The following is a 19,987-nucleotide window of genomic DNA, read 5'->3' on the forward strand; positions in this document are numbered from 1 at the left end:
TATCACAGCCTATGAAACCTTCTGTTACGCTGCTTTTGGGTGTGGGACTAGCCCTATCGGGCTGCTTTGCTTCCCGGGAAGCCCGCATCGAATCGGACTATAGCTACAACGGCAATTTCCGGCGCTATCGCACCTACGATTTCGTCACCGGCGACGGCTTGGCCTCCGATACCAGCCACATCGGTACGGTGCTGCGCGAAGCCATTCAGTCGCGCCTCCGCATTCAGGGCTACAAGCCCGCCCGCCGGCGTCCTGATCTGTTGGTGAACTTCCGGGTATTTGAAGGCAACCTGCGCTTTCAGGGATATGCGCAGGAAGACCTGACCACCTGGATCAAGAATGGGTTGGTCGAAGACGACGAAACGCCCAAAGAAGAACGGCAGCCTTACAAACCCGTCCGCTTGCTGCTCACCGACGGCACACTGCTGATTTCGCTCATCGATAACCACACCAACCGCGCCGTCTGGAACGGCTATGCCTCAGGAGTGGCGGTGCCGCCTGGCCCCCAAGGCGAAGTAATTCTGCGGCGATCGGTGCGCTCGATATTCGATCAGTACCGCATCTTTACCGAAGGATATATAAATTCAGATCGTTGATAATCAAAGAGTTATGAAATAGGTTGATTGGGCTTTTGACCAAAGCTCCTCAACAACGAAAAGCCCCGCTGCCGAGATTGGTAGCGGGGCTTTTCGTTGTTGAGGGAAACTGTTAGAGGGCTAGCGTCGCGCGGTAGGAATACGGAACTGTATACCCACGCTCGGCACCACCGTAACCCCTTTCAGGGTCGCCGACCGGTTGTTGAGAAGCTGGTAGGTGCCGTAATTCTGGTAGAAAATCGACACGGCCGGAATGAAATAGACGTAGCGATACCCAATCTTGACGTTGGCAAAAGCGCCGTAAGAGGAAAAGTTTTGCCGTTGCGTCAACAAGCTGGCTACCTGCTGATTAACCTGTCCGCTCCCCGGCCCCTGATAAATTCGGTCGGGGCGGAAACCGTAGCGCAAAAACGTGTGCGAGTATACCACTCCGTAAGAAAAGGCGCCTATTTCCTCCTCCGGCCCAAACGAATGGCTTACCACAAGCGGAATGATCAGGTCGTGGCGGGACGCCTGAAAGCGCAACAGATTGGAGATGTTGTCGAGGAAGGGTAGGTTGGGGAGCTTGGCCCGCTGCGTAGCGTATTGCAGTCCGATGCTGGCGTAAGTTGCGTTGGCTACGCGTCCGCCGGGGTTTTCGGGAGTGCCAACGGGGCCCAGAAACTGATACATAGCATCGAAAACATGGGAACCAAACGCGTACTTATAGCCCACATCCAACCGGTCGATGACGCCGTAGCGCAGGTACAGATCGGAAGCAGGCTGCACGGGATCGAGTACGTAGGCCAGGGCCGCAATTTGCAGTCTGTCAACTAGTTGGCTGTACTGGATGGTGTCTTTGCGGGCGGCTTCCTGCGCGGCGGTTTTCAAGGTGCTGCCGACGCGGTTGAGTGTTTCCTGCGGCACGTTGAAAGACATGTTGCCGCCCACCTTGAATTCGCCTTTTGGCGTCACTTTTCCCGTACTCACAATGGCGCGCGGGGCGGTACAGGCGGTGGCAAGCAAAAGGCCCAGGGCGGGCAAAAAGCGGAGTAGAGGCAAGCGATTCATGAAGCGGAGCAAGGAGATGAGGGGCAAAAGTCGGAAAAGAAACGAGTGCTGCGGCTGCTTACGCCAAAACCGGGCCGGATGTATGGCATCCGCTATACGGCAGCCGATGGGATTTTGCCATCTTTGCGGTAATGTTGACTGTGTTTTTGTGTTGGCTTGTAACGGCTTGGCTTACTGTTGCTTTCGGTTGGGTTACTTGGAAAATGGCGGCGCGGATGGGTCTGCCGGGTACTGGTGAGGTACTGAGTTTCGAATGGCTCAGTCTTACCGGTATAAGTGTCCTGACTGTTTTTCTGACGGTTTTATCATTGTTTCTTCCGCTGAACGAAGCGGTACAGATCATCAGCGGAACTACGGGCTTGGTCATCACGCTGGCCGGTCGCAAATCGTGGTGGCGGTACATAGTGCATAAGTGGCAACGGAGGGGTACGGCCTATTACGGGCAGGCCTTGTTAGTTACTATATTGATAATCTGGTTGTTATGGCGGGCGGCCAACCCCACTACCGCTTTCGACACCGGTTTGTATCACCTACAGACCTTACAATGGATCGAGCGCTATCCGGCCGTTCCGGGCTTGGGAAATCTGCACGGGCGGTTGGCCTTTAATTCCAGCCTGTTTCTGCCCATGGCCTTATTGCGGTACGGTACGCCCAGCGGGCCCGCGTATTGCTTGGGCTCTTACTTTTATCTGCTGATGGCTGTGGTGGTGGCTCGGCGTGCTACCGCAAGGCACGCCCCAACGCTATCCGATAGCTTACACTGGGTGTGGGCACCCATATTGTTGTTTTTCGCGCTGATATACTGCTTTCAAGTATGGCTGTCGTCCACTTATTCCGACTGTCCGCTGGCTGTGTTACTGGGCTTGCTATTCCTGCGTTTCGGCGAACAAAGACAATCCTCTTATAATCAAGGGGTTGATGCAAGCGACCTTCTGCTGTTGCTGTTGGCCCTTATTGCCACAACAATCAAGTTGTCAGCGGCTCCTGTGCTGCTGTTGCCGGCTTATAAAATTTGGCAAAAACGGCGTTTGGTAACCTGGCCGTGGCTAGTATGCTTGGTGGCACTGGTGGTTGGGGTAGTCGGGCCGTGGCTGGCCCGCAGCGTCGTGCTGTCGGGATATCTGATCTACCCCTTGCCGGCTCTCGATGTATTCGCAGTTGATTGGAAGGTGCCGGCTACCTACGCCCGCATGGAGCAGAACATCATTGCCAACACGGCGCGGCAAGCGGTGCAAAGCCCCTATGCGCCTTTTGCCGAGTCCTGGCATACCTGGCTTCCGCACTGGTGGTCGTTTGAAACGCCTTATACCAAAGCCGTGCTTCTGCTTGCGGCGCTGTCGCCGCTGGTGGTGCTGGTGCGCTGGCAGCAGCGGCCGAAAGAGCAGGATGGCTGGCTAGGAGGTTGGTTGGTGGCGTGGCTGGGCAGTACGTATTGGTTTTTTACGGCGCCGGATTTTCGTTTTGGCGCCGGGTTCTTGCTGGTAGCTGGGTTATGGCCCTGGCTTTCCGCGCGGTGGCTTGCTTGGAGTGTTCGGTGGCAGTACGCGCCCATGCTGCTGGTATTGTTCTACGCCTTGCACAATCTGCGTGAGCCTGTCTATGAATTTCGAACGAGTCCTGCCATGTTCCTGAGCAAGGCCATCTGGCCGGCTTTGCCGCCCGTACCGGAAACGGTAGAGGTGCCTATTCGCGGAATCGTGGTGCGCGTACCTCGCACAGGGGTACGCTGCTGGGGAGCTCCATTGCCCTGTTCATTTTGTGTAGAAGCAGATCTGGCACCCCGGGGCGCGACTCTGGCGGAAGGTTTTCGCTGGCAAAAAAGCAAGTAGCCCGAAAACTAGTCGCCATTTGTACCATAAAATGCTGATTATAAATATTTTGTCAATGTCTGTGAACAAGCAAGTCTTTTGCAAGACAACTGACGCCTCAACAGGCCGGGGCCTTACGTTTCTGACTATCTTTTTTTCCCAATGCTGAGTTTGCTGCTGTGCTGGTTGCTCGTAGCCGGCGTCACGCTGATCATTGGATGGTCGGTTTGGAGAGTGGCCGCGAAGGTGGGCCTTCTTGCTGGCCAGGAAGCCTTGCCACTAGAGCTGCTGAGCCTGTTGGGACTAAGTGTTCTGGCTATGGCGCTGGGAATCAGTTCTTTGTTTTTTTCTGTTGGGTTGTCTAGCCAAATTGCGGTTGGTGTGGTAGTCTTGGGGCTGCTGTTAGAGCAGCAGGCTGCCTTGCGCAGAACCATCCGGAATGCTTGGCGAGCAGCACATCCGCTGCAAGCGATTGTGTTTGCGGGGGTTCTGGCGGTGCTGGGCAGCTTTATCCTCTGGAAGGCTTCTTTGGGAATCCGCAATCCTGATTCAGGGCTTTATCACGTTCAAAGCATTCGCTGGATTGTAGAATACCCGGCTCTTGTTGGGCTGGGCAACCTACACGGCCGGCTGGCATTCAACTCCAGCGTATTTCAGCTAATGGCGCTGGCGCGGTATATGAGTCCGGTGGGGTCGGTATATAGCTTGTCGGGCTACTTTTTTATGCTGGTAGCAGTAGCTACAGCGCGTAGTGTTACTGCTCCTCTACGAGGAAAGCCCGCAGATGATGCTCGCTTGATCTGGCTGGCGCCGCTTTGGTTTCTGCTACTTTTGCAGGTGTACGGCCCCTGGCTTTCGTCACCTTCGCCCGACTGGGTGCCTCCTATTGTATGCTTCTTCCTTTTCTTCCAATACGCCCGCAAATGGGAGCGCGGACAAGGGCGGCAGCTAGATAGTAATACCTTGCTAACCTTGCTGTTAGCTTTGTTTGCGGTCACCGCAAAGCTGTCGGCACTGCCCATTTTGCTGCTGCCTCTGCATAGTCTGTGGGCGAGTAGGCACCAGCTAAACAGGCGTTGGATAATCGTGTGCCTAGTGGCGTTGCTGGTAGTGCTGGGACCGTGGGTGGCGCGCAATGTGCTCCAGACGGGGTACTTGGTCTATCCTTTGCCCGCCCTCGATGTACTGGCGGTCGACTGGAAAATCCCGATCAATTATGTGCGTCAGGAAAGCTACATGGTAACCAATTATGCTCGGCGCGTTGCCCAGCCTATCTGCACGGTGCCTGCACCGTTGTGGTCTTCGTGGCTGGCGCGCTGGTGGATGCACTTCTTGGAACCCTTCAATCGAGTACTGCTGGTAGCCGTACTGCTTTCGCCGCTGCTGGCTGCTTTCCGGTGGTGGCATCGCACCGACGCGGAGAATGGCTGGGCAGCCGGCTGGTTGATTGGCTTTTTGGGAAGCATATTCTGGTTTCTGGCCGGACCTGATATTCGTTTTGGAACTGGATTTTTGTTCGTGGCTGCTACTTGGCCGCTCATTGGTCCAAGATGGCCCAGCCGACGCGGCTTGGTCGCTGGGCTGCCCTTGGTGGTGATGGTTGCGTGGGGAATTCAGCATCTGCGGGATCCTTTTTACCAGTTGCGTACCCTCTCCAGTGCCATTACCAGCTGCTGGATTTGGCCCACACCCATTCCCGAGGCCGCCACTCGCCCCCTCGCCCTGCGAAACGGCCTCCAAGTAACAGTGCCAGTTACCGGCGACAAGTGCTGGAATGCCCCCTTGCCCTGTGTTCAATGTGCAGAAGTAGGCGTAGAACTGAGGGGTGCGACCATAGCCGATGGCTTTCGAACCGGTGACAACGCCCCGGCGGAAATGTGCTGTCTGCCAATACCCAAAACGCCCGAGGAAGAACTCGCAGAAGCCCGGCAGGATTCGGTACACCGCGCCCGTATGGCGCAGACGAATCGCAGAAATGAGCTGCGGTCTAGGTAAAATGTAGTTATTTACCGCTTCCACTTCGGCTACAATTTCCCCATGAATATACTTTATGGCGTTCCCGGCGAGGGACTTGGCCACGCCACGCGCAGCAAAGTTGTGATTCGGTATCTGCTCGACCAAGGGCACAACGTGTGCGTGGTGAGCAGCTCGCGCGCCTACCAAATGCTGGCAGCCAATTTTCCGGGCCGGGTGCACGAGATTCGGGGCTTTCATTTGGCTTACAAGCACCTTGCCGTGTCCAAATCGCGGACGGCGGCGCTCACGCTACGCTCAGCCCCGGAAAGCCTGCGCGTCAACTTTGCCAAATACCGCGAGCTGCTCTGCGATTTCCAGCCCGATTTGGTGATTTCTGATTTTGAGTCGTTCAGCTACTTCTTTGCCAAGTGGAAGCGCTTGCCGCTGATCAGCATTGATAACATGCAGATAATCAGCCGCACGCAGCTGGATATCACCGTGCCGGCTTCCGAACGCACCAACCTTGCGTTGGCCCGTCAGGTGGTGCGCGCCAAGCTGCCGCGCAGTCAGCGCTATTTTATCACGACGTTTTTTCAGCTGCCCATTACTAGGGAAAACACTACGCTTGTTCCGCCTATTATCCGGCCTGAAATACTGGCGGCGCAATCTACGGTTGGCAACCATGTGCTTGTGTATCAGTCAGCTACTACACAAAAGGATCTGGTGCCGCTGCTGCAAAGCTTGCCAGGGCAGGAGTTTCGGGTATATGGTTTCAATAAGGAAGAGGGCCACGGCAACGTACAATTGCGGGCATTTAGCGAGCAAGGCTTCATCGACGATTTGGCCAGCGCCCGCGCCGTAATCACCAACGGTGGTTTTTCGCTGATCAGCGAAGCGGTGTATTTGCACAAACCCATCTGCGCCATCCCGATTCCGGCGCAGTTTGAACAGTTTCTGAATGCGGCTCAAGTAGAAAAGCTAGGCTACGGCCGCCATTTTGCGGCGCTGACAGCTGATAACGTGAAAGCTTTCCTGTACGACCTCAGCGGGTTTGAGGAAGCATTAGCCAGCTACCAGCAGCACGGGAATGATTTGTTATTCAACGAGTTAGATAAAGCGCTTGAAACAATCAGCGAAGTTGTTTTGTAAGCAATTGTTTATCAGATATTTACAAAATAGCCATGCGGCTTTCGCCGAAGTTGGACAGTTCGGCTGATTTCCTTGGAGCCGGCATGAATGATCGGCAAATGTGATGGGGTTAGCAGAAATGGTAGCGGCCCGAGTACAGGCAGTGAATCCGGTTGGCGCCCCGCCGGGATTTTGGCTACTTTGTAGCCAACCATGAACCAACGTCCCTTTTCTGCCTCTGCTGCCGCGCTTTTTCTAGCGGGGTTGGGCTTGTGCCTGAGTGCCTGCGTTTCGCAGCCTCGGCCCGAAGCTCCGATTGCCACTGCGCCCAATAAGTTTGTGGCCGACGCCGTGCTACGCGAAATCGCTACGGCGCAGGATGAGCGTCGTACCGCCGTGCTGTTGCCGTACCTCGACCGCGCCGAGGCAAAGTACCGCCGCGAGGCCGCATGGGCATTGGCTTCAGTGCAGGACCGGGCGGCCACCGCAGCCCTCAGCGCTCGCCTCACCGATGCGGATGCGACCGTGCGCCGGGCCGCCGCCTATGCTTTGGGTCAAACTGCCGATTCGACGGCAGAAAGTGCTCTGCGACAACGAATTACAACTGAAAATGATCCGGTAGTCCGAAGCTATGTGCTCGAGGCGTTGGGCCGGTGCACGTCGCGGGCGGGGCTGGGCGCGCTGGTGCGGTTGCCAGGCAATTTGGCTGCCGATACCTCCGCACTAGTGGGGCAGGCTTGGGGACTCTACCGGGCAGGGCTGCGGGGCATCACCTCAGAGCCCGCGGTGGCCAGAACGGTCCAATTGCTCAACCGGCCCAACCCTTATGGTGCACGCATGGCTGCCGCCAATGCGTTGGCCCGCACCCGCGGCCTCGACCTGACTACCTACGCTACGGCAATTGGCAGCGCCGCCCAAACTGACCCCAGCTACGTGGTGCGCAGCGCGGCTGCGGCGGCCTTGGGCAAGGCGGGGCAGGCCCCTAGTGTGCCCGCTTTGCTGGCGCTGCTGGCCCGCCGCGACTCCGATTACCGGGTGCGGGTGAGTGCGTTGCGGTCGATGAATGCGGCCATGTATGCGCCGGTAAAGGAGGCAGCGTGGGAGTCACTTACGGATTCCAATAACCAAGTCGCCCTGACGGCTGCTGAGTTTTTTCTGGCCAATGCCAGCGACGAGCCCGGCACGCTCTTTCTGGAAAAAGCCAACAAGCTTTCGCAGTGGCGGGTACGGGCCACATTGTTGGCCACCGCGCTGAAACAAGCCGGTGCCGACCAGCAAGCTATTCAACGGGCGGTGGAAGAACGCTATGCGGCCGCCACCGATCCGTATGAAAAAGGCTATCTGCTCAAAGCCCTGGGCGAGGACCCAACGGCGTATGAGTTTGTGGAAAAAGCCACTTTCACACCAGCCCAGCCAGTAGTTATTGGTACTTATGGGATGGAGGCGCTGGTAAGCCAACGGCGCAAGCCCAGCTTTCCGGAGTCCCAGCAGGCGGCTTTTGCCCTTACGCTGCGGCGGGCCATCGGAAGCGGCGATGTGGCCGTGATGGGAACGGCTGCCGAAGCGATCCGCGATCCGAAGCTGGACATGCGACGCCTGTTGCCCAATGCCGATTTCCTCGTTCAGGCCCGCGAAAAGCTAGTGATGCCCCGCGATCTGGAGGCTTACCAGTCGTTGCAGCAAACTATTGAGTATCTGCAAAAAGCGAAACCGACGCCCGTTGTGCCGGCCCAAGCCGCTTCACATCCCATTGATTGGGCCTTGGTGCAGACCATTCCGGCTGGGCAACGCGCTGTGGTGCATACCAGCAAAGGCGACATCACGTTCAGCCTACTGGTAGAAGATGCGCCGGGCTCCGTGGCCAGCTTCGTGGCTTTGACGCAGCAAGGCTTTTACAACGGCAAAAATTTCCACCGGGTCGTTCCCAACTTTGTGGCGCAAGGCGGCTGCCCGCGCGGCGACGGCTGGGGCAGCACCGATTATAATCTGCGCTCCGAATTTGCCGATTTGCACTACGGCGAAGGTGCCGTTGGGCTGGCTTCGGCAGGCAAGGATACTGAAAGTTGCCAGTGGTTCATCACCCACGCGCCCACTCCGCACTTAGACGGCCGTTACACCATCTTCGCGCAGGTCGTGAAAGGCATGGATGTTGTCAAAAAGCTGGAAATCGGCGACCTGATTGAGCGTATAGAATTGATTCGCTGATAAATAATTGATAATTAATTGGTTATGCATGAGGCCCGTCTGGTAGCCAGACGGACCTCATGCATAATGAAGAAGTGAAGGGTATCCCTATTTGTCTTCGCGGCCGTGTACTTGAGCAGGCGGTGTAGTAGCTTCAACGGCCGTAAAGGCCTCCAAAATTTTGTACGTGTGGGAGGCTCCCTTGGGCACTACCCACGAATTACCCGGCTCCAGAACTACGGTCTGTCCTTCCGAGTGCAGCTCGGCCCGGCCGCTGATGACGTAGCCCACGGTTTCGTAGGGGCGGCTGGCAGGCTCTTTAGCGTCGGAAGGCTGTTCGTTTTCCCACATGCGCATCGAAACGTGAATGCCGGAAGCCAAGTATTTTTCGCCCTCGGGGCCTTTGGGAGAGTGGCGGGAGTCAATTTTGGTGATGGTCGTGTCTGCCATGGTTGTGTGCTTAAAGGCTAGGTAAAGAATACGTTAGTCCTAACGCAAGCAGAAGGGGAGGGGTTGTCCGGCGGCGCGCCGACAAACCTTCGGCGCAACCTGTGGTTATGAAGCGTTGCTGTCTCACTATCTTGACCTCATAAGCCGGAACCGGGTACTGCAACTCGTCAGCTTTGGCGCCCGTCCGTTCACTGTTCATGAACACCTCCTTCGTACAGTCTTTGGCTCTTGCGCATCAGCATACGCCGGCATCGCTGCCGGGGCCGGCTTTTTGTGCGTTCGCCGAGCGCCTACTGCAACTCCTTTTCCCGGAGCGCGCCGAGCGCCCGTTGCCCAATGCCGATGCCGTTGCGGCGCACTTGCAAGAGCTTCAAACCGACTTGGCGCATCTACTGAGTAACGTAACGCTCACCCAGCCCGCCGCGGCGGTTGCTTCCACGTTTATCGATCGCTTGCCCGCGATCCGGGCATTGCTACTACAAGATGCCCGGGCAATCGTGGATGCCGATCCGGCAGCGCAAGGCTTGGAAGAAGTAATTGCCTCATATCCTGGTTTTTACGCTATTTCCATGCACCGCTTTGCGCACGCCCTGCATCAGCTAGGGGTTCCGCGCGTGCCGCGGCTGCTGAGCGAATATGCGCACGCTCGTACGGGCATTGATATTCATCCTGGGGCTCGCATTGGCCCTTCCTTTTGCATCGATCACGGCACCGGCATTGTGATTGGCGAAACGGCTATCATCGGTGCCTACGTCCAGATTTTCCAGGGTGTGACCCTCGGCGCGCTGAGCGTAGCCAAGCATTTGGCGAACATCAAGCGGCATCCCACCATCGAAGACCATGTCGTGGTGTACGCTGGCGCTACCATTTTGGGCGGCAGCACGGTCGTAGGCAGCCACAGCATCATCGGGGGCAACGTGTGGCTAACGGAAAGTGTGCCGTCGCATTCGCGGGTGTATCACCGCGCCCAGATTCACGTAACCCGCTCGGAAGACCCTACTGCCGACATCACCTTTTCTATCTAAGCCTACGAGGGTGAGAAACAGCAACCGGGGGTCATGCTTTTTAAGTCGCGAACCGGCGTCGAGCGGCCGCAGATTACTTCATCTGCGCTACGCGGCTTTGTTATTCTATGGTTGTTGTCGGTCGGCCACTTCTTTTGTTTTGGCGCCACAGCCACATAGCATTCTGTAACTACTTAAACTGCTGATAATTAATTGAAATGAAAGCGAATAATATCCTCGAAACCATTGGCAATACGCCTTTAATCCGCCTCAACCGTATTTTTGCCGACCGTCCGGACGTGGAAGTGTGGGTAAAAACCGAACGCGCCAACCCCGGCGGCAGCATCAAAGACCGCATTGCGCTGTCCATGATTGAGCAAGCCGAGAAAGATGGCTTACTGACTAAGGATACTGTGATCGTGGAACCTACTTCGGGCAATACCGGAGTGGGGCTAGCCATGGTGGCCGCTGTGAAAGGCTATAAGCTAATTGTGGTGATGCCCGAATCTATGTCGATCGAGCGCCGCCGGCTTATGGCTGCTTACGGTGCCCAGCTTGAGCTAACTCCCCGCGAAAAAGGTACGAAAGGCGCCATCGAAAAAGCCCAGGAGATTGTGCGCGATACGCCCGGCACCTGGATGCCAATGCAGTTTTCGAACCCCGCCAACCTCAAAGTGCACGCCGAAACCACTGCCCAGGAAATCCTGCGTGATGCTCCCGAGGGCTTCGATTTTCACATTACGGGCGTTGGCACAGGCGGCCACATCACCGCCGTGACCGAGGTGCTCAAGCCGCATTTTCCCAACATGAAGACCTTTGCCGTAGAGCCGGAGCTTTCGCCGGTTATCAGCGGTGGGGCTCCGGGGCCGCACCCTTTGCAAGGTATTGGCGCCGGCTTTGTGCCCGATAATTTGCACCGCGAAATCCTGGATGGTGTAATCCAGATAAGCCAACAGGCTGCTTACGACATGGCTCGCCGCGCCGCACGCGAGGAAGGCTTATTTGTTGGTATCTCGTCCGGCGCCTCTTTGGCAGCTATCGCCCAAAAACTACCCGAAATGCCCCAGGGCAGCCGCGTACTCACCTTTTGTTACGACACTGGCGAGCGTTACCTATCGGTAGAGGGGTTGTTTGCATAAGTAATTGATAATAAAGCACATACAAAAAAGGCGTTCCGAGATATCGGAACGCCTTTTTTGTATGTGCTGGTAAAAACAAAACCCAGCCGAAGGGCTGGGTTTTGTAGGAGTGGAGAATATCGGAGTCGAACCGATGACCTCTTGCATGCCATGCAAGCGCTCTAGCCAGCTGAGCTAATCCCCCTTATAAAACCAATTGCCTGTTGCATTTGGTGGGACAAAAGTAAGGTTGAAATCCGGATCTGCAAACCGATGACGCAGGTTTCTCTAAAAATTAATGCGCTAGGCCACAAAAAAAGCGGGCGGAGAAAGTTCTCCGCCCGCTTCTGAGAAAGCTAAGCCATTGACTTAGTTGAAGGTATAGCGCAAGCCGAACTGCATGTAGTAAGTTGAGGCGAGTGCGTTGTTGTAACGGAACGTCGACGTGATTGGCTGGCCACGGTCGGTAGCCAGACGGAACGTTGGCTTAACCGTGCCACCGGGAACCAAGCTCGCCTGGTTGGTGGGTACCAAGATCGAAGAGTTGTTGATCGACTGCACCAAGCCCCAATCCTTGTTCAGGAAGTTGCCAAAGTTGAAGATGTCGACAGTGAATTGTAGCACGTTGCGCTTGTTAGCAATGTCTACAAACAAGTCCTGGGCGAACTTGATGTCAACTTGGTTGCGCCATGGCGTGCTGGCACCGTTGCGCTCAGCATACTGGCCACGACGCGTCTTCAGGTATTTGTCTTGGTTGATATACTGGAAGAACAAATCGCTTTGCTCAGCTGCCGTGTACACGTTTGGTGCGGCAGTGGTTCCGTAGTTGAAGTTCGTGAACGTGATTTCCGAAGCATCTTTTGGCACATAGATCAGGTCGTTGGTCTGGCCATCACGGTTTAAGTCGCCACCGTAACCGTAAGAGAAGCGGCCTTGGATCGAGCCTTCGTAGAACATCGAAAGCTGCGTGGCCAAGTGTTTGAAGTACTCCTTGCGGTAAGAAAGCGAAGCCACAATGCGATTGGGCACTACATAGTTGGCGTAGCTCAGGTTCGGATTGTTGGCGTCGTTTACGATAGGAGTAAGCGACCAAGTGTTGATGAGCTGGTCACCGCTGCCATCAAAAAGAACTTTCGCCTGGCTTCTTACATAAGCCACCGAAGCCGTCAGGCCGCTGTTGAAACGCTTATCAACCTTCGCAGAAGCTGACCAATAGTAGCCTTTGTGGGCGTTGCTCAACACGATTGGGTTGAAAGCAGTAGCGGTACTGCCTGTGCCACCGGGCAGACCTGCTGGCGTCAGCGGGTTGATGAATTTGGTAGCGTTGGTAGCCGGATAGATCTGGCGGTTATCTGGGTAGCCTGCTACGTTCAGGGATTGTGGAGCAACCAAGTTGTAGTTTTTGCCCAGTGCGATGGTCAAATCTTTGTTGTAGATACCTTCCAAGGTACCAACCAAGCCCCAAGGCAGTTTGGCATCAACAGCGATGCTGCTTTTCCAAGCCTGTGGGTTACGGAAGTTAGGATCAGTAGCGCTGATGGTGCTTGGGATTACTGCACCAGGCGTCGGCTGCGTTTCAGGACGGTAAGCGTTTGGATCTGGGTTGAAAGGCATGTTTGCGTAAGGCAACTTGCCGCCATTCAGCGTAGACCAGGTTTGGGTTACTTGGAGCAAGCCTGCGTCACCCGACTGCGATACGATCCATACGGTTGGAACCTTGCCAGCGAAAATGCCTGAGCCACCGCGTACTTGCAGCGAGCGATCACCTTTTACATCATAGTTGAAGCCAATTCTAGGCGACCACAGAATGCGGTTCTTAGGCAGTACACCCGTGTCGATTTTCTTGTTGTCGACGAAAGTTAGAGCTGCTACGAGCGGGTGCGTCTGGATCTCTTTTACGTTCAGATAAGAGTTAAGCTCAAGTCGCAAACCAGCCGTTACACGGAGCTTATCGGTTACGTTGATCTCATCTTGGCCATATACCGAGTACTGAGCAAACTTGAAGCGGGGATACGCCTGCTGGTAGTTCGGCAGCAGAGAATACGTAAGGGCGAAATCAACCGGGTTAGCTCCGTTTTTGAAGTCTTCAAACGTATTGAATGTATAGTAGCTGGTGGCAAAACGTTGGAAACCGTTTTTGGTGTTTTGCAGGTCAAATTGGCCACCCACTGTGAAGTTGTTTCTGCCAGTTGTGAAGTTGACGAAGTCTACTACCGAATAAGTTTGTACCTGTCTTAAGTTGCCATAAGTAAATGGCTCATAACCAAAAGAGGTATAAGGGTTACCGTAGGCAGTAGCAGTAGTGTTGCCATCCAGAATGTCTACGAAAGGAAACACCGAGCTATTAGAGCTGCGTGGGTCGTTCTGGTTTGTGTACGTGCCGCGCAGGGTGTTGTAAAACTTACCATTAACGGTAGAGTTCAATTCTGCTGCAAACGAGTACAGGTTTTGCTCCTGGAAGTAGTTCGAGTTACTGAAGGGCAACGCGAAGTTACTGGTGCGGGTGTTGGGGAAGCTGCCGAGTGGGCTTCTGGAAGTACTAACGAAGCTAGGCGCTTTGCTTTCTACTTGGCTATAGCGAACGGTGAAATGGTTGTTGCTATTGATGTTCCAGTCCAAGCGGCCCAAAATATTCGTCCGATTGCTTACAAAGGAATAATTTTGGTAAGGACCTGTCTCGTAGCCGTACTTAGAACTCAGGTAGTCGCTGATCTCGTTCAGGCGGGTTTCTGTAGGACGAACAACGTTAGAGCCGCTGTTGCTGCCATTTGAGGCAATGTTCTGCTGGCCTGGGCTGGTGGCATCTCTTTTTTCAGCGTTTATGAAAAAGAACACCTTATCCTTGATGATCGGGCCACCCAAACGGAAGCCGTATTGCTTGTCGTCGAGCTTCTGCTTTACGAAAGTCTGATCACCAACTTTGTTGCCTTGTTGGTTTTGATTACGCCAGTAAGTGTAAACCGAACCAGAGAAATCGTTGGTGCCCGAGCGGGTAATGGCGTTGACGGCGCTACCAATGAAGCCCGACTGGCGGATATCGAAAGGCGTTACGTTAACAGTGATTTCCTGAATAGCATCCAGTGAAATTGGGTTGCCGCCAGCAGGAAGGTTGGTGCCGATACCGAAGTTGTTGTTGAAGTCAGAACCGTCAACAGTAATGTTGTTTTGACGGTAGTTGCCACCACCTACAGCGCCAGGCGAAGTAGAAGAAGACTGAGGCGTCAGACGCAGGAAGTCGTTCAGGTTGCGCGTGATAGTAGGCAGGCGCTGAATTTCTTGCGTGCTGATATTTGTGGTAGAACCCGAACGTTCGGCGTTGAGCACCGAGCTTGGATCAGAAGCAGTTACGACTACACCACCCAGTTGCGTAGTTGTTTCGCTCAGGTTAATGTCCAAACGTTGATTCTGGCCCAACGTCAGGAAGATGTTTTCGCGAGTAACATCTTGATAACCAATAAACGTAACGCGTACCGTATAAGGCCCGCCTACGCGCATGTTTTGAATGTTATAACGACCCTCCGAGTTGGTTGGCGCTACGTACTGCGTGTTGGTAGGGGTGTGTATGGCAATGACGGTGGCCCCAGGCAACCCAGCTCCCGACTGATCGGTGATCACACCGTTCATCGTGGAGGTGGTGGTTCCCTGCGCCCAACCTTGCTGTACTGACAACACCGTCAGCAACAGCAAAAGCAAGTTGCGTAAACGTAACTGTTTCATAAATGAGGAAATTGGTGAAAAAAGGGGGTGCTCAAACGAAAAAAACGCTGCAAAACTAACGACCGCTAGGGGCATTCGCATTAAGTAATTATTACGATTATCCCTGGGCATCCGCACCTTGCGACTACAAATGTAAGGAGGGGAAATTCATAATCTAGGCCGAACAGCCTTAATAAACCTACTTAGGTAGTAATCACTCTCTAGGCTATTCTCCACCACGCCTAAGCTGCTAGAAGAGTGGATGAACTGAATTCCTTCCGGGGATGCTTCCGTGACCAATCCCACGTGCGTAATGGTGCCGCTGCCAGGGGAAGCCCCAAAAAAAATCAAATCGCCGGGTTGTAAATTTTGGGGTTTAACGGGTTCTCCCCAGGCTGCTTGCTCATTGGAAGACCGTGGAATTTGAACGTCGATCACTGCAAACGAGGCACACAATAGCCCTGAGCAGTCCATGCCTAAGCGCGTCGTGCCGCCGTACTTATAAGGAGTGCCTTGGTAGGAGCGAGCGGCTTCAATTACTGTGGCGAGATCTTCGCTGACGTTGCCCGACCGGGCACGGCTGCCCACCGGGCTTTTAACCACCATCTTGCTTTTTCGGGCTCCTGAACCGTATTTGGCTTTGGATTTTGCCACCGGTAATCCGGCCCGGCGCCGGCGCTCTTCGGCTTTCATGCGCGCCATTTCGCGGGCCGAATAATAGCGCCCGCCTCGGTAATTTACTTTTTTCGAACTACTGCAGCTGGCCAGCCAAACCAACGCTACCAATAACAGCGTTGATACAAAGCAACGCCACTGCGCCGAATGCTGTACCTTCGTAATGTGTTCCCGCATCGCGACAAAGATACGTGAATAGGCCATTTGACCTCCCTTCTTTCCTTCGCTATGGATTTTCAAGTCTTAACTCCTGAGCTGGTGACTGCTTTCGAACAGATTGTAGGACCCCAGCACGTGCTTACGTCTCAACATGCTGAGGCTGACGTATATGCCGGTTACGGCCGCGATCATACGGAAGACTTGCATTTTGCTCCCGACGTGGTGGTTCGTCCCGCTAACGCCGAAGAGATCAGCCAGATTGTACGGTTGTGCTACGAAAACAACATTCCAGTCACGCCGCGCGGAGCCGGTACTGGCCTAAGTGGCGGGGCCTTGCCCGTGCACAACGGCGTAGTAATATCCACAGAACGCCTCAACAAGATCATCCAGATTGACGAGCGCAACCTGCAGGCCACGGTCGAGCCGGGTGTAGTCAACCAGGTATTTCAGGAGGCTGTGCAAGAAAAAGGCCTTTTCTACCCCCCCGACCCGGCCAGCAAAGGCAGCTGTTTCTTGGGCGGTAACCTGAGCGAGAGCAGCGGTGGTCCAAAAGCCGTAAAGTACGGTGTGACAAAGGATTACGTGCTGAACGTGCAAGTGGTCTTGCCTACTGGCGATATCATCTGGACGGGGGCTAACGTGCTCAAAAATGCTACGGGCTACAACCTAACCCAACTGATGATTGGCTCAGAGGGCACCTTAGGTATTATCACTTGCATCGTCTTCCGGCTGATTCCGTACCCGCAGCAGAACATTGTGTTGCTGGTGCCGTTTCGCGATGAGGAACAAGCTGCGACGGCCGTTTCTGAGATTTTTCGCACGGGCATCGTGCCTTCGGGCATGGAATTCATGGAGCGCGAAGCCATCGAATGGTCGGCGCGCTACCTCAACATCGCCATCGACCTGCCCGAAGACATTCGGGCTCACCTGCTCATTGAGCTGGATGGCCAGGAACTAGATCAGCTATATAAGGAGGCCGAACACGTGTACGGCGTGCTGGAAAAATACGATATCGGCGAAATCCTGCTGGCCGATACGGCCGCGCAGAAAGACGAACTCTGGAAAATCCGCCGCAACATCGGCAATTCCGTGCGCTACAACTCTGTATATAAGGAGGAAGACACGGTCGTGCCCCGTGCCGAGCTGCCTACTTTGCTCAAAGGCGTGAAAGAAATAGGGCGCCGCTATGGCTTCCAAAGCGTTTGCTACGGCCACGCCGGCGATGGCAACCTACACATCAACATCATCCGCGGCGACTTGCCCGACGAGATGTGGCATCACGGATTGCAAGAGCCTATTAGTGAGTTGTTTCGCTTGTGCGTAAGCCTGGGCGGCACCATCAGCGGCGAACACGGCATTGGACTAGTGCAGCGGCCTTACATCGGCATTGCCCTAGGCGAAGTGCAGCTCAACTTGATGCGCGGCATCAAAAAGGTATTCGACCCGAAAGGCATCATGAACCCAGGAAAGATTTTTTAGCCTCAAAATGCGTTGTTGTATAAATGATTGATAATTAATTAGTTAAAAAAGGCCCGCTGTAGATGCAGCGGGCCTTTTTGCTAGTCGAGAGACTGGGTAAACTGTAGTGAGATCAACTCACAGCCACCTGTCTACAAACCTTCTTGTTCGCCTTTCAGCTTGTCTTCGCCGCCGTACGGGGCGCCAGCTGTAATATCGCCGCGCAAGCCGCCATCGGAAACGCCGGGAGAACTGCCAGGCTGCTGAGATGTGGTCGTATTTTCGGGCGCAACTTGTGAAGCCGTTGCAGGCTGTCCGCTGCCGGTGATGATGGAAGCCTGCTCCCCAACGGGCCCAGCCAGTTCATCTACCTTTTGGATATACTGACGCTTGGCATCGTCCTCACTCAGGCCCTTAAACTTGCTCCACGAGTCCCATTGCGCCTGCGACATGCCGGGGTCGCCGCTGGGGTTGTCGGGCGAATCGTCGCCTACTACTTCGCCTTTGGTATCGTGGTCGCCTTCAGTGGCTTGCTTGTAAAGGCCGTAGAGTTCGGTCATGTGCGGCGCGGCTTGGTCACCGGGAAGATTATCAACGCGCGTGACGGCGGCTTCAAACTGCTGCTGCAGGTCCATTTGCTGCTGGAGGTTCATATCTGAGTTTCTCAGGGGTGAATACTAGAAAGGTGTACTAGGCTGGCACGGCTTTGGTTGCGACGCCGCGCGACACTTTTCGGAACGCAAGTCCCGATTGTTCGTACTTTTGCCTGCTAATTATGTGTGGAATAACCGGAGTTTTTGCCTTTACGGACGCAGGCCGCAATACGCTGGCCTCTTTGCATGCATCCACGGATGCTATCGTGAGCCGAGGCCCTGATTCACAGGGGCATTTCGTGTACGATCGTTGCGGATTGGGCTTTCGCCGCCTAGCGATCCTTGACCTTACTGCCGACGGCAACCAGCCCATGACCGACGAGTCGGGGCGTTATACAATCGTGTTCAACGGCGAGATCTTCAACTTCCGTGAATTGCGGCAGAAGCTGATCAAGAAAGGGCATCACTTTCATTCTCAAACAGATACGGAAGTAATTCTGCAACTGTACATTAGCGAAGGCCGTAGCTTTATCAAGAAGCTGAACGGCTTTTTCGGCTTTGCCATTTACGACAAAGAGGAAGATTCGCTGTTCATTGCCCGCGACCGAATGGGGGAGAAGCCGCTGCTCGTCTACCGCGACGAAAACCAGCTGCTATTTGCCTCCGAAATGAAATCGTTGCTGGCCTTGGGCATACCACGCAAGCTCGATTACGTGTCGCTGAGCCAGTATTTGCAGCTTAATTATATTCCGGGTCCGGCTACTATTTTCAAAGGCGTAAAAAAGCTGTTGCCCGGTCACTACCTCTTTATAAAAGGCAAAAAGGTAGTGCGCAAGCGCTGGTACAAGATTCCATACGATCCGAAAAAAGTCCAGAAGAACAAGCTTACCTACGAAGAGCAGCAAAAGAAGCTGATCGACCTGCTCGACGATGCCACGGCCCGGCGCTTGGTGGCCGACGTGCCGCTGGGTGCCTTCCTGAGCGGGGGCATCGACTCGTCGGTAATCGTGGCGCTCGCCTCGCGCCATACGCCCCACCTGAACACGTTCAGCATTGGGTACCGCGACGAGCCGTTCTTCGACGAAACTAAGTATGCCAACCTGGTCGCGGATCGGTATAAGACCAATCACACTGTCTTTTCACTGACCAACCAGGATCTGTACGACCATATTTTCGATGTGCTCAACTACATCGACGAACCGTTCGCCGATTCTTCGGCGCTGGCCGTGTACATCCTCAGCAAGCGCACCCGCGAAAAGGTAACCGTTGCGCTCTCCGGCGACGGCGCCGACGAGATGTTTGCCGGCTACAACAAGCACATGGGCGAATTTCAGGTGCGGCAGGGCGGTTTCAAAGCCGAGGCAGTTACCGGCCTGAACCTGCTATGGGATGTATTGCCAAAATCGCGTAACTCCTTCTTTGGCAATAAGATACGCCAATTTCAGCGGTTTTCGCGCGGCATGCTCAACGGCCCCAAGGACCGCTATTGGGACTGGGCTTCGTTCGTGAGCGAAAAAGATTCGCGTAATCTGCTGAGTCCGGCGGCACGGCGTAAAGTCGGTAAGAAACTAGCCGAGAAGCGCCGTCGCGATATTCTGGAGAATCTGCATGCCGATGGCGACCTGAACGAAGTACTGCTCACCGACATGAACCTCGTGCTGCCCTACGACATGCTCACGAAGGTTGATCTGATGAGTATGGCCAACTCGCTAGAAGTTCGACCGCCCTTCTTGGACCCTAAAGTGGTGGACTTTGCTTTTTCGCTGCCCGTCGAAAGCAAGATCGATGCGAAGATGAAGAAGCGAATTGTGCAGGATGCTTTTCGCCCCATGCTGCCCGAGGAACTCTACAAGCGTCCTAAACATGGATTCGAAGTTCCACTTCTCAAGTGGTTCCGTAACGAGCTGCGGCCGCTTATCACCGATGACCTGCTCTCCGATGAATTTGTAGAAGCCCAGGGCTTATTTAGCGTCGATGCCATTAGAGCGCTCAAAACGCAGCTTTTTTCCCGAAATCCTGGTGATATTCATGCTCGGATTTGGGCACTCATAGTATTTCAGTGGTGGTGGAAGAAGTGGATGATGAATTAGTTAGTATATTTTGGATTAGATA

The 19,987-nt window shown here is 54.6% G+C and carries 14 protein-coding genes and 1 tRNA gene; 9 read left to right on the forward strand and 6 right to left on the reverse strand.

The genetic code is table 11. The features are described 5' to 3' along the window. The first annotated feature begins 11 nt into the window (after positions 1–11). The gene (locus tag H9I52_RS01145; RefSeq protein ID WP_187452303.1) at positions 12–596 is read left to right on the forward strand and encodes a DUF4136 domain-containing protein; all 585 of its coding nucleotides are present in this window, start codon (positions 12–14) and stop codon (positions 594–596) included. A 120-nt stretch (positions 597–716) separates the two neighbouring features. Here the strand turns inward: H9I52_RS01145 and H9I52_RS01150 are convergent, their stop codons facing one another. Continuing rightward, a complete protein-coding gene (locus tag H9I52_RS01150) occupies positions 717–1,646 on the reverse strand; it encodes a hypothetical protein (RefSeq protein WP_139514555.1) in 930 nt (309 codons plus the stop codon). Between the two features lie 131 nt (positions 1,647–1,777). Between H9I52_RS01150 and H9I52_RS01155 the strand changes: the two genes are divergently transcribed. The 4 genes from H9I52_RS01155 (at position 1,778) to H9I52_RS01170 (ending at position 8,743) form a co-directional block, all read left to right on the forward strand. Next, on the forward strand, positions 1,778–3,475 hold the full coding sequence (locus H9I52_RS01155; RefSeq protein WP_187452304.1) for an LIC_10190 family membrane protein: 1,698 nt from the start codon (positions 1,778–1,780) through the stop codon (positions 3,473–3,475). Between the two features lie 141 nt (positions 3,476–3,616). Next, positions 3,617–5,449 (forward strand): LIC_10190 family membrane protein, encoded by a 1,833-nt coding sequence (locus H9I52_RS01160; protein WP_187452305.1) that lies wholly within the window; start codon positions 3,617–3,619, stop codon positions 5,447–5,449. 42 nt (positions 5,450–5,491) lie between these two features. Next, the gene (locus H9I52_RS01165) at positions 5,492–6,559 is read left to right on the forward strand and encodes an MJ1255/VC2487 family glycosyltransferase (protein ID WP_187452306.1); all 1,068 of its coding nucleotides are present in this window, start codon (positions 5,492–5,494) and stop codon (positions 6,557–6,559) included. 192 nt (positions 6,560–6,751) lie between these two features. Next, entirely contained in the window at positions 6,752–8,743 is a 1,992-nt protein-coding gene (locus H9I52_RS01170; protein WP_187452307.1) for a peptidylprolyl isomerase, read from the forward strand. An 87-nt stretch (positions 8,744–8,830) separates the two neighbouring features. Here the strand turns inward: H9I52_RS01170 and H9I52_RS01175 are convergent, their stop codons facing one another. Further along, the gene (locus H9I52_RS01175) at positions 8,831–9,172 is read right to left on the reverse strand and encodes a cupin domain-containing protein (RefSeq protein ID WP_187452308.1); all 342 of its coding nucleotides are present in this window, start codon (positions 9,170–9,172) and stop codon (positions 8,831–8,833) included. A 197-nt stretch (positions 9,173–9,369) separates the two neighbouring features. On the opposite strand from H9I52_RS01175, the gene H9I52_RS01180 reads away from it, so the two are divergent. Further along, positions 9,370–10,197: a serine O-acetyltransferase gene (locus H9I52_RS01180; protein WP_187452309.1), complete on the forward strand. Its 828-nt coding sequence runs from the start codon at positions 9,370–9,372 to the stop codon at positions 10,195–10,197. A 197-nt stretch (positions 10,198–10,394) separates the two neighbouring features. Further along, a complete protein-coding gene (gene cysK, locus H9I52_RS01185) occupies positions 10,395–11,315 on the forward strand; it encodes a cysteine synthase A (protein WP_139514548.1) in 921 nt (306 codons plus the stop codon). Positions 11,316–11,425: 110 nt separating this feature from the next. On the opposite strand, the gene H9I52_RS01190 is transcribed toward cysK, so the two are convergent. The 3 genes from H9I52_RS01190 to H9I52_RS01200 form a co-directional block, all read right to left on the reverse strand. Further along, positions 11,426–11,499 (reverse strand) — tRNA-Ala (locus H9I52_RS01190). A gap of 164 nt (positions 11,500–11,663) precedes the next feature. Continuing rightward, complete coding sequence (locus H9I52_RS01195; protein ID WP_187452310.1) at positions 11,664–15,011, reverse strand: carboxypeptidase regulatory-like domain-containing protein; 3,348 nt, start codon at positions 15,009–15,011, stop codon at positions 11,664–11,666. 147 nt (positions 15,012–15,158) lie between these two features. Continuing rightward, positions 15,159–15,842, reverse strand: a complete 684-nt coding sequence (locus H9I52_RS01200; RefSeq protein ID WP_262385917.1) for a C40 family peptidase — start codon at positions 15,840–15,842, stop codon at positions 15,159–15,161. A 51-nt stretch (positions 15,843–15,893) separates the two neighbouring features. On the opposite strand from H9I52_RS01200, the gene H9I52_RS01205 reads away from it, so the two are divergent. Then, a complete protein-coding gene (locus tag H9I52_RS01205; protein WP_139514546.1) occupies positions 15,894–17,303 on the forward strand; it encodes an FAD-binding oxidoreductase in 1,410 nt (469 codons plus the stop codon). A gap of 131 nt (positions 17,304–17,434) precedes the next feature. On the opposite strand, the gene H9I52_RS01210 is transcribed toward H9I52_RS01205, so the two are convergent. After that, the gene (locus H9I52_RS01210) at positions 17,435–17,935 is read right to left on the reverse strand and encodes an acyl-CoA-binding protein (RefSeq protein ID WP_187452311.1); all 501 of its coding nucleotides are present in this window, start codon (positions 17,933–17,935) and stop codon (positions 17,435–17,437) included. A 122-nt stretch (positions 17,936–18,057) separates the two neighbouring features. Here H9I52_RS01210 and asnB point away from each other — a divergent pair, with 122 nt between their 5' ends. Continuing rightward, complete coding sequence (gene asnB / locus H9I52_RS01215; RefSeq protein WP_187452312.1) at positions 18,058–19,965, forward strand: asparagine synthase (glutamine-hydrolyzing); 1,908 nt, start codon at positions 18,058–18,060, stop codon at positions 19,963–19,965. Positions 19,966–19,987: the final 22 nt, after the last annotated feature.

The sequence above is a fragment of the Hymenobacter sp. BT491 genome (assembly GCF_014349165.1).
GTDB classification, from domain to species: Bacteria; Bacteroidota; Bacteroidia; order Cytophagales; family Hymenobacteraceae; genus Hymenobacter; species Hymenobacter jejuensis.

Excerpts from the sequence above, each read along its gene's own strand:
- H9I52_RS01200 (WP_262385917.1), bottom strand. The coding sequence starts at position 15,842 with ATGCGGGAACACATTACGAAGGTACAGCATTCGGCGCAGTGGCGTTGC.
- H9I52_RS01155 (WP_187452304.1), top strand. The coding sequence starts at position 1,778 with ATGTTGACTGTGTTTTTGTGTTGGCTTGTAACGGCTTGGCTTACTGTT.
- H9I52_RS01195 (WP_187452310.1), bottom strand. The coding sequence starts at position 15,011 with ATGAAACAGTTACGTTTACGCAACTTGCTTTTGCTGTTGCTGACGGTG.
- asnB (WP_187452312.1), top strand. The coding sequence starts at position 18,058 with ATGTGTGGAATAACCGGAGTTTTTGCCTTTACGGACGCAGGCCGCAAT.
- cysK (WP_139514548.1), top strand. The coding sequence starts at position 10,395 with ATGAAAGCGAATAATATCCTCGAAACCATTGGCAATACGCCTTTAATC.
- H9I52_RS01145 (WP_187452303.1), top strand. The coding sequence starts at position 12 with ATGAAACCTTCTGTTACGCTGCTTTTGGGTGTGGGACTAGCCCTATCG.
- H9I52_RS01210 (WP_187452311.1), bottom strand. The coding sequence starts at position 17,935 with ATGAACCTCCAGCAGCAAATGGACCTGCAGCAGCAGTTTGAAGCCGCC.
- H9I52_RS01165 (WP_187452306.1), top strand. The coding sequence starts at position 5,492 with ATGAATATACTTTATGGCGTTCCCGGCGAGGGACTTGGCCACGCCACG.
- H9I52_RS01175 (WP_187452308.1), bottom strand. The coding sequence starts at position 9,172 with ATGGCAGACACGACCATCACCAAAATTGACTCCCGCCACTCTCCCAAA.
- H9I52_RS01205 (WP_139514546.1), top strand. The coding sequence starts at position 15,894 with ATGGATTTTCAAGTCTTAACTCCTGAGCTGGTGACTGCTTTCGAACAG.
- H9I52_RS01170 (WP_187452307.1), top strand. The coding sequence starts at position 6,752 with ATGAACCAACGTCCCTTTTCTGCCTCTGCTGCCGCGCTTTTTCTAGCG.
- H9I52_RS01180 (WP_187452309.1), top strand. The coding sequence starts at position 9,370 with ATGAACACCTCCTTCGTACAGTCTTTGGCTCTTGCGCATCAGCATACG.
- H9I52_RS01150 (WP_139514555.1), bottom strand. The coding sequence starts at position 1,646 with ATGAATCGCTTGCCTCTACTCCGCTTTTTGCCCGCCCTGGGCCTTTTG.
- H9I52_RS01160 (WP_187452305.1), top strand. The coding sequence starts at position 3,617 with ATGCTGAGTTTGCTGCTGTGCTGGTTGCTCGTAGCCGGCGTCACGCTG.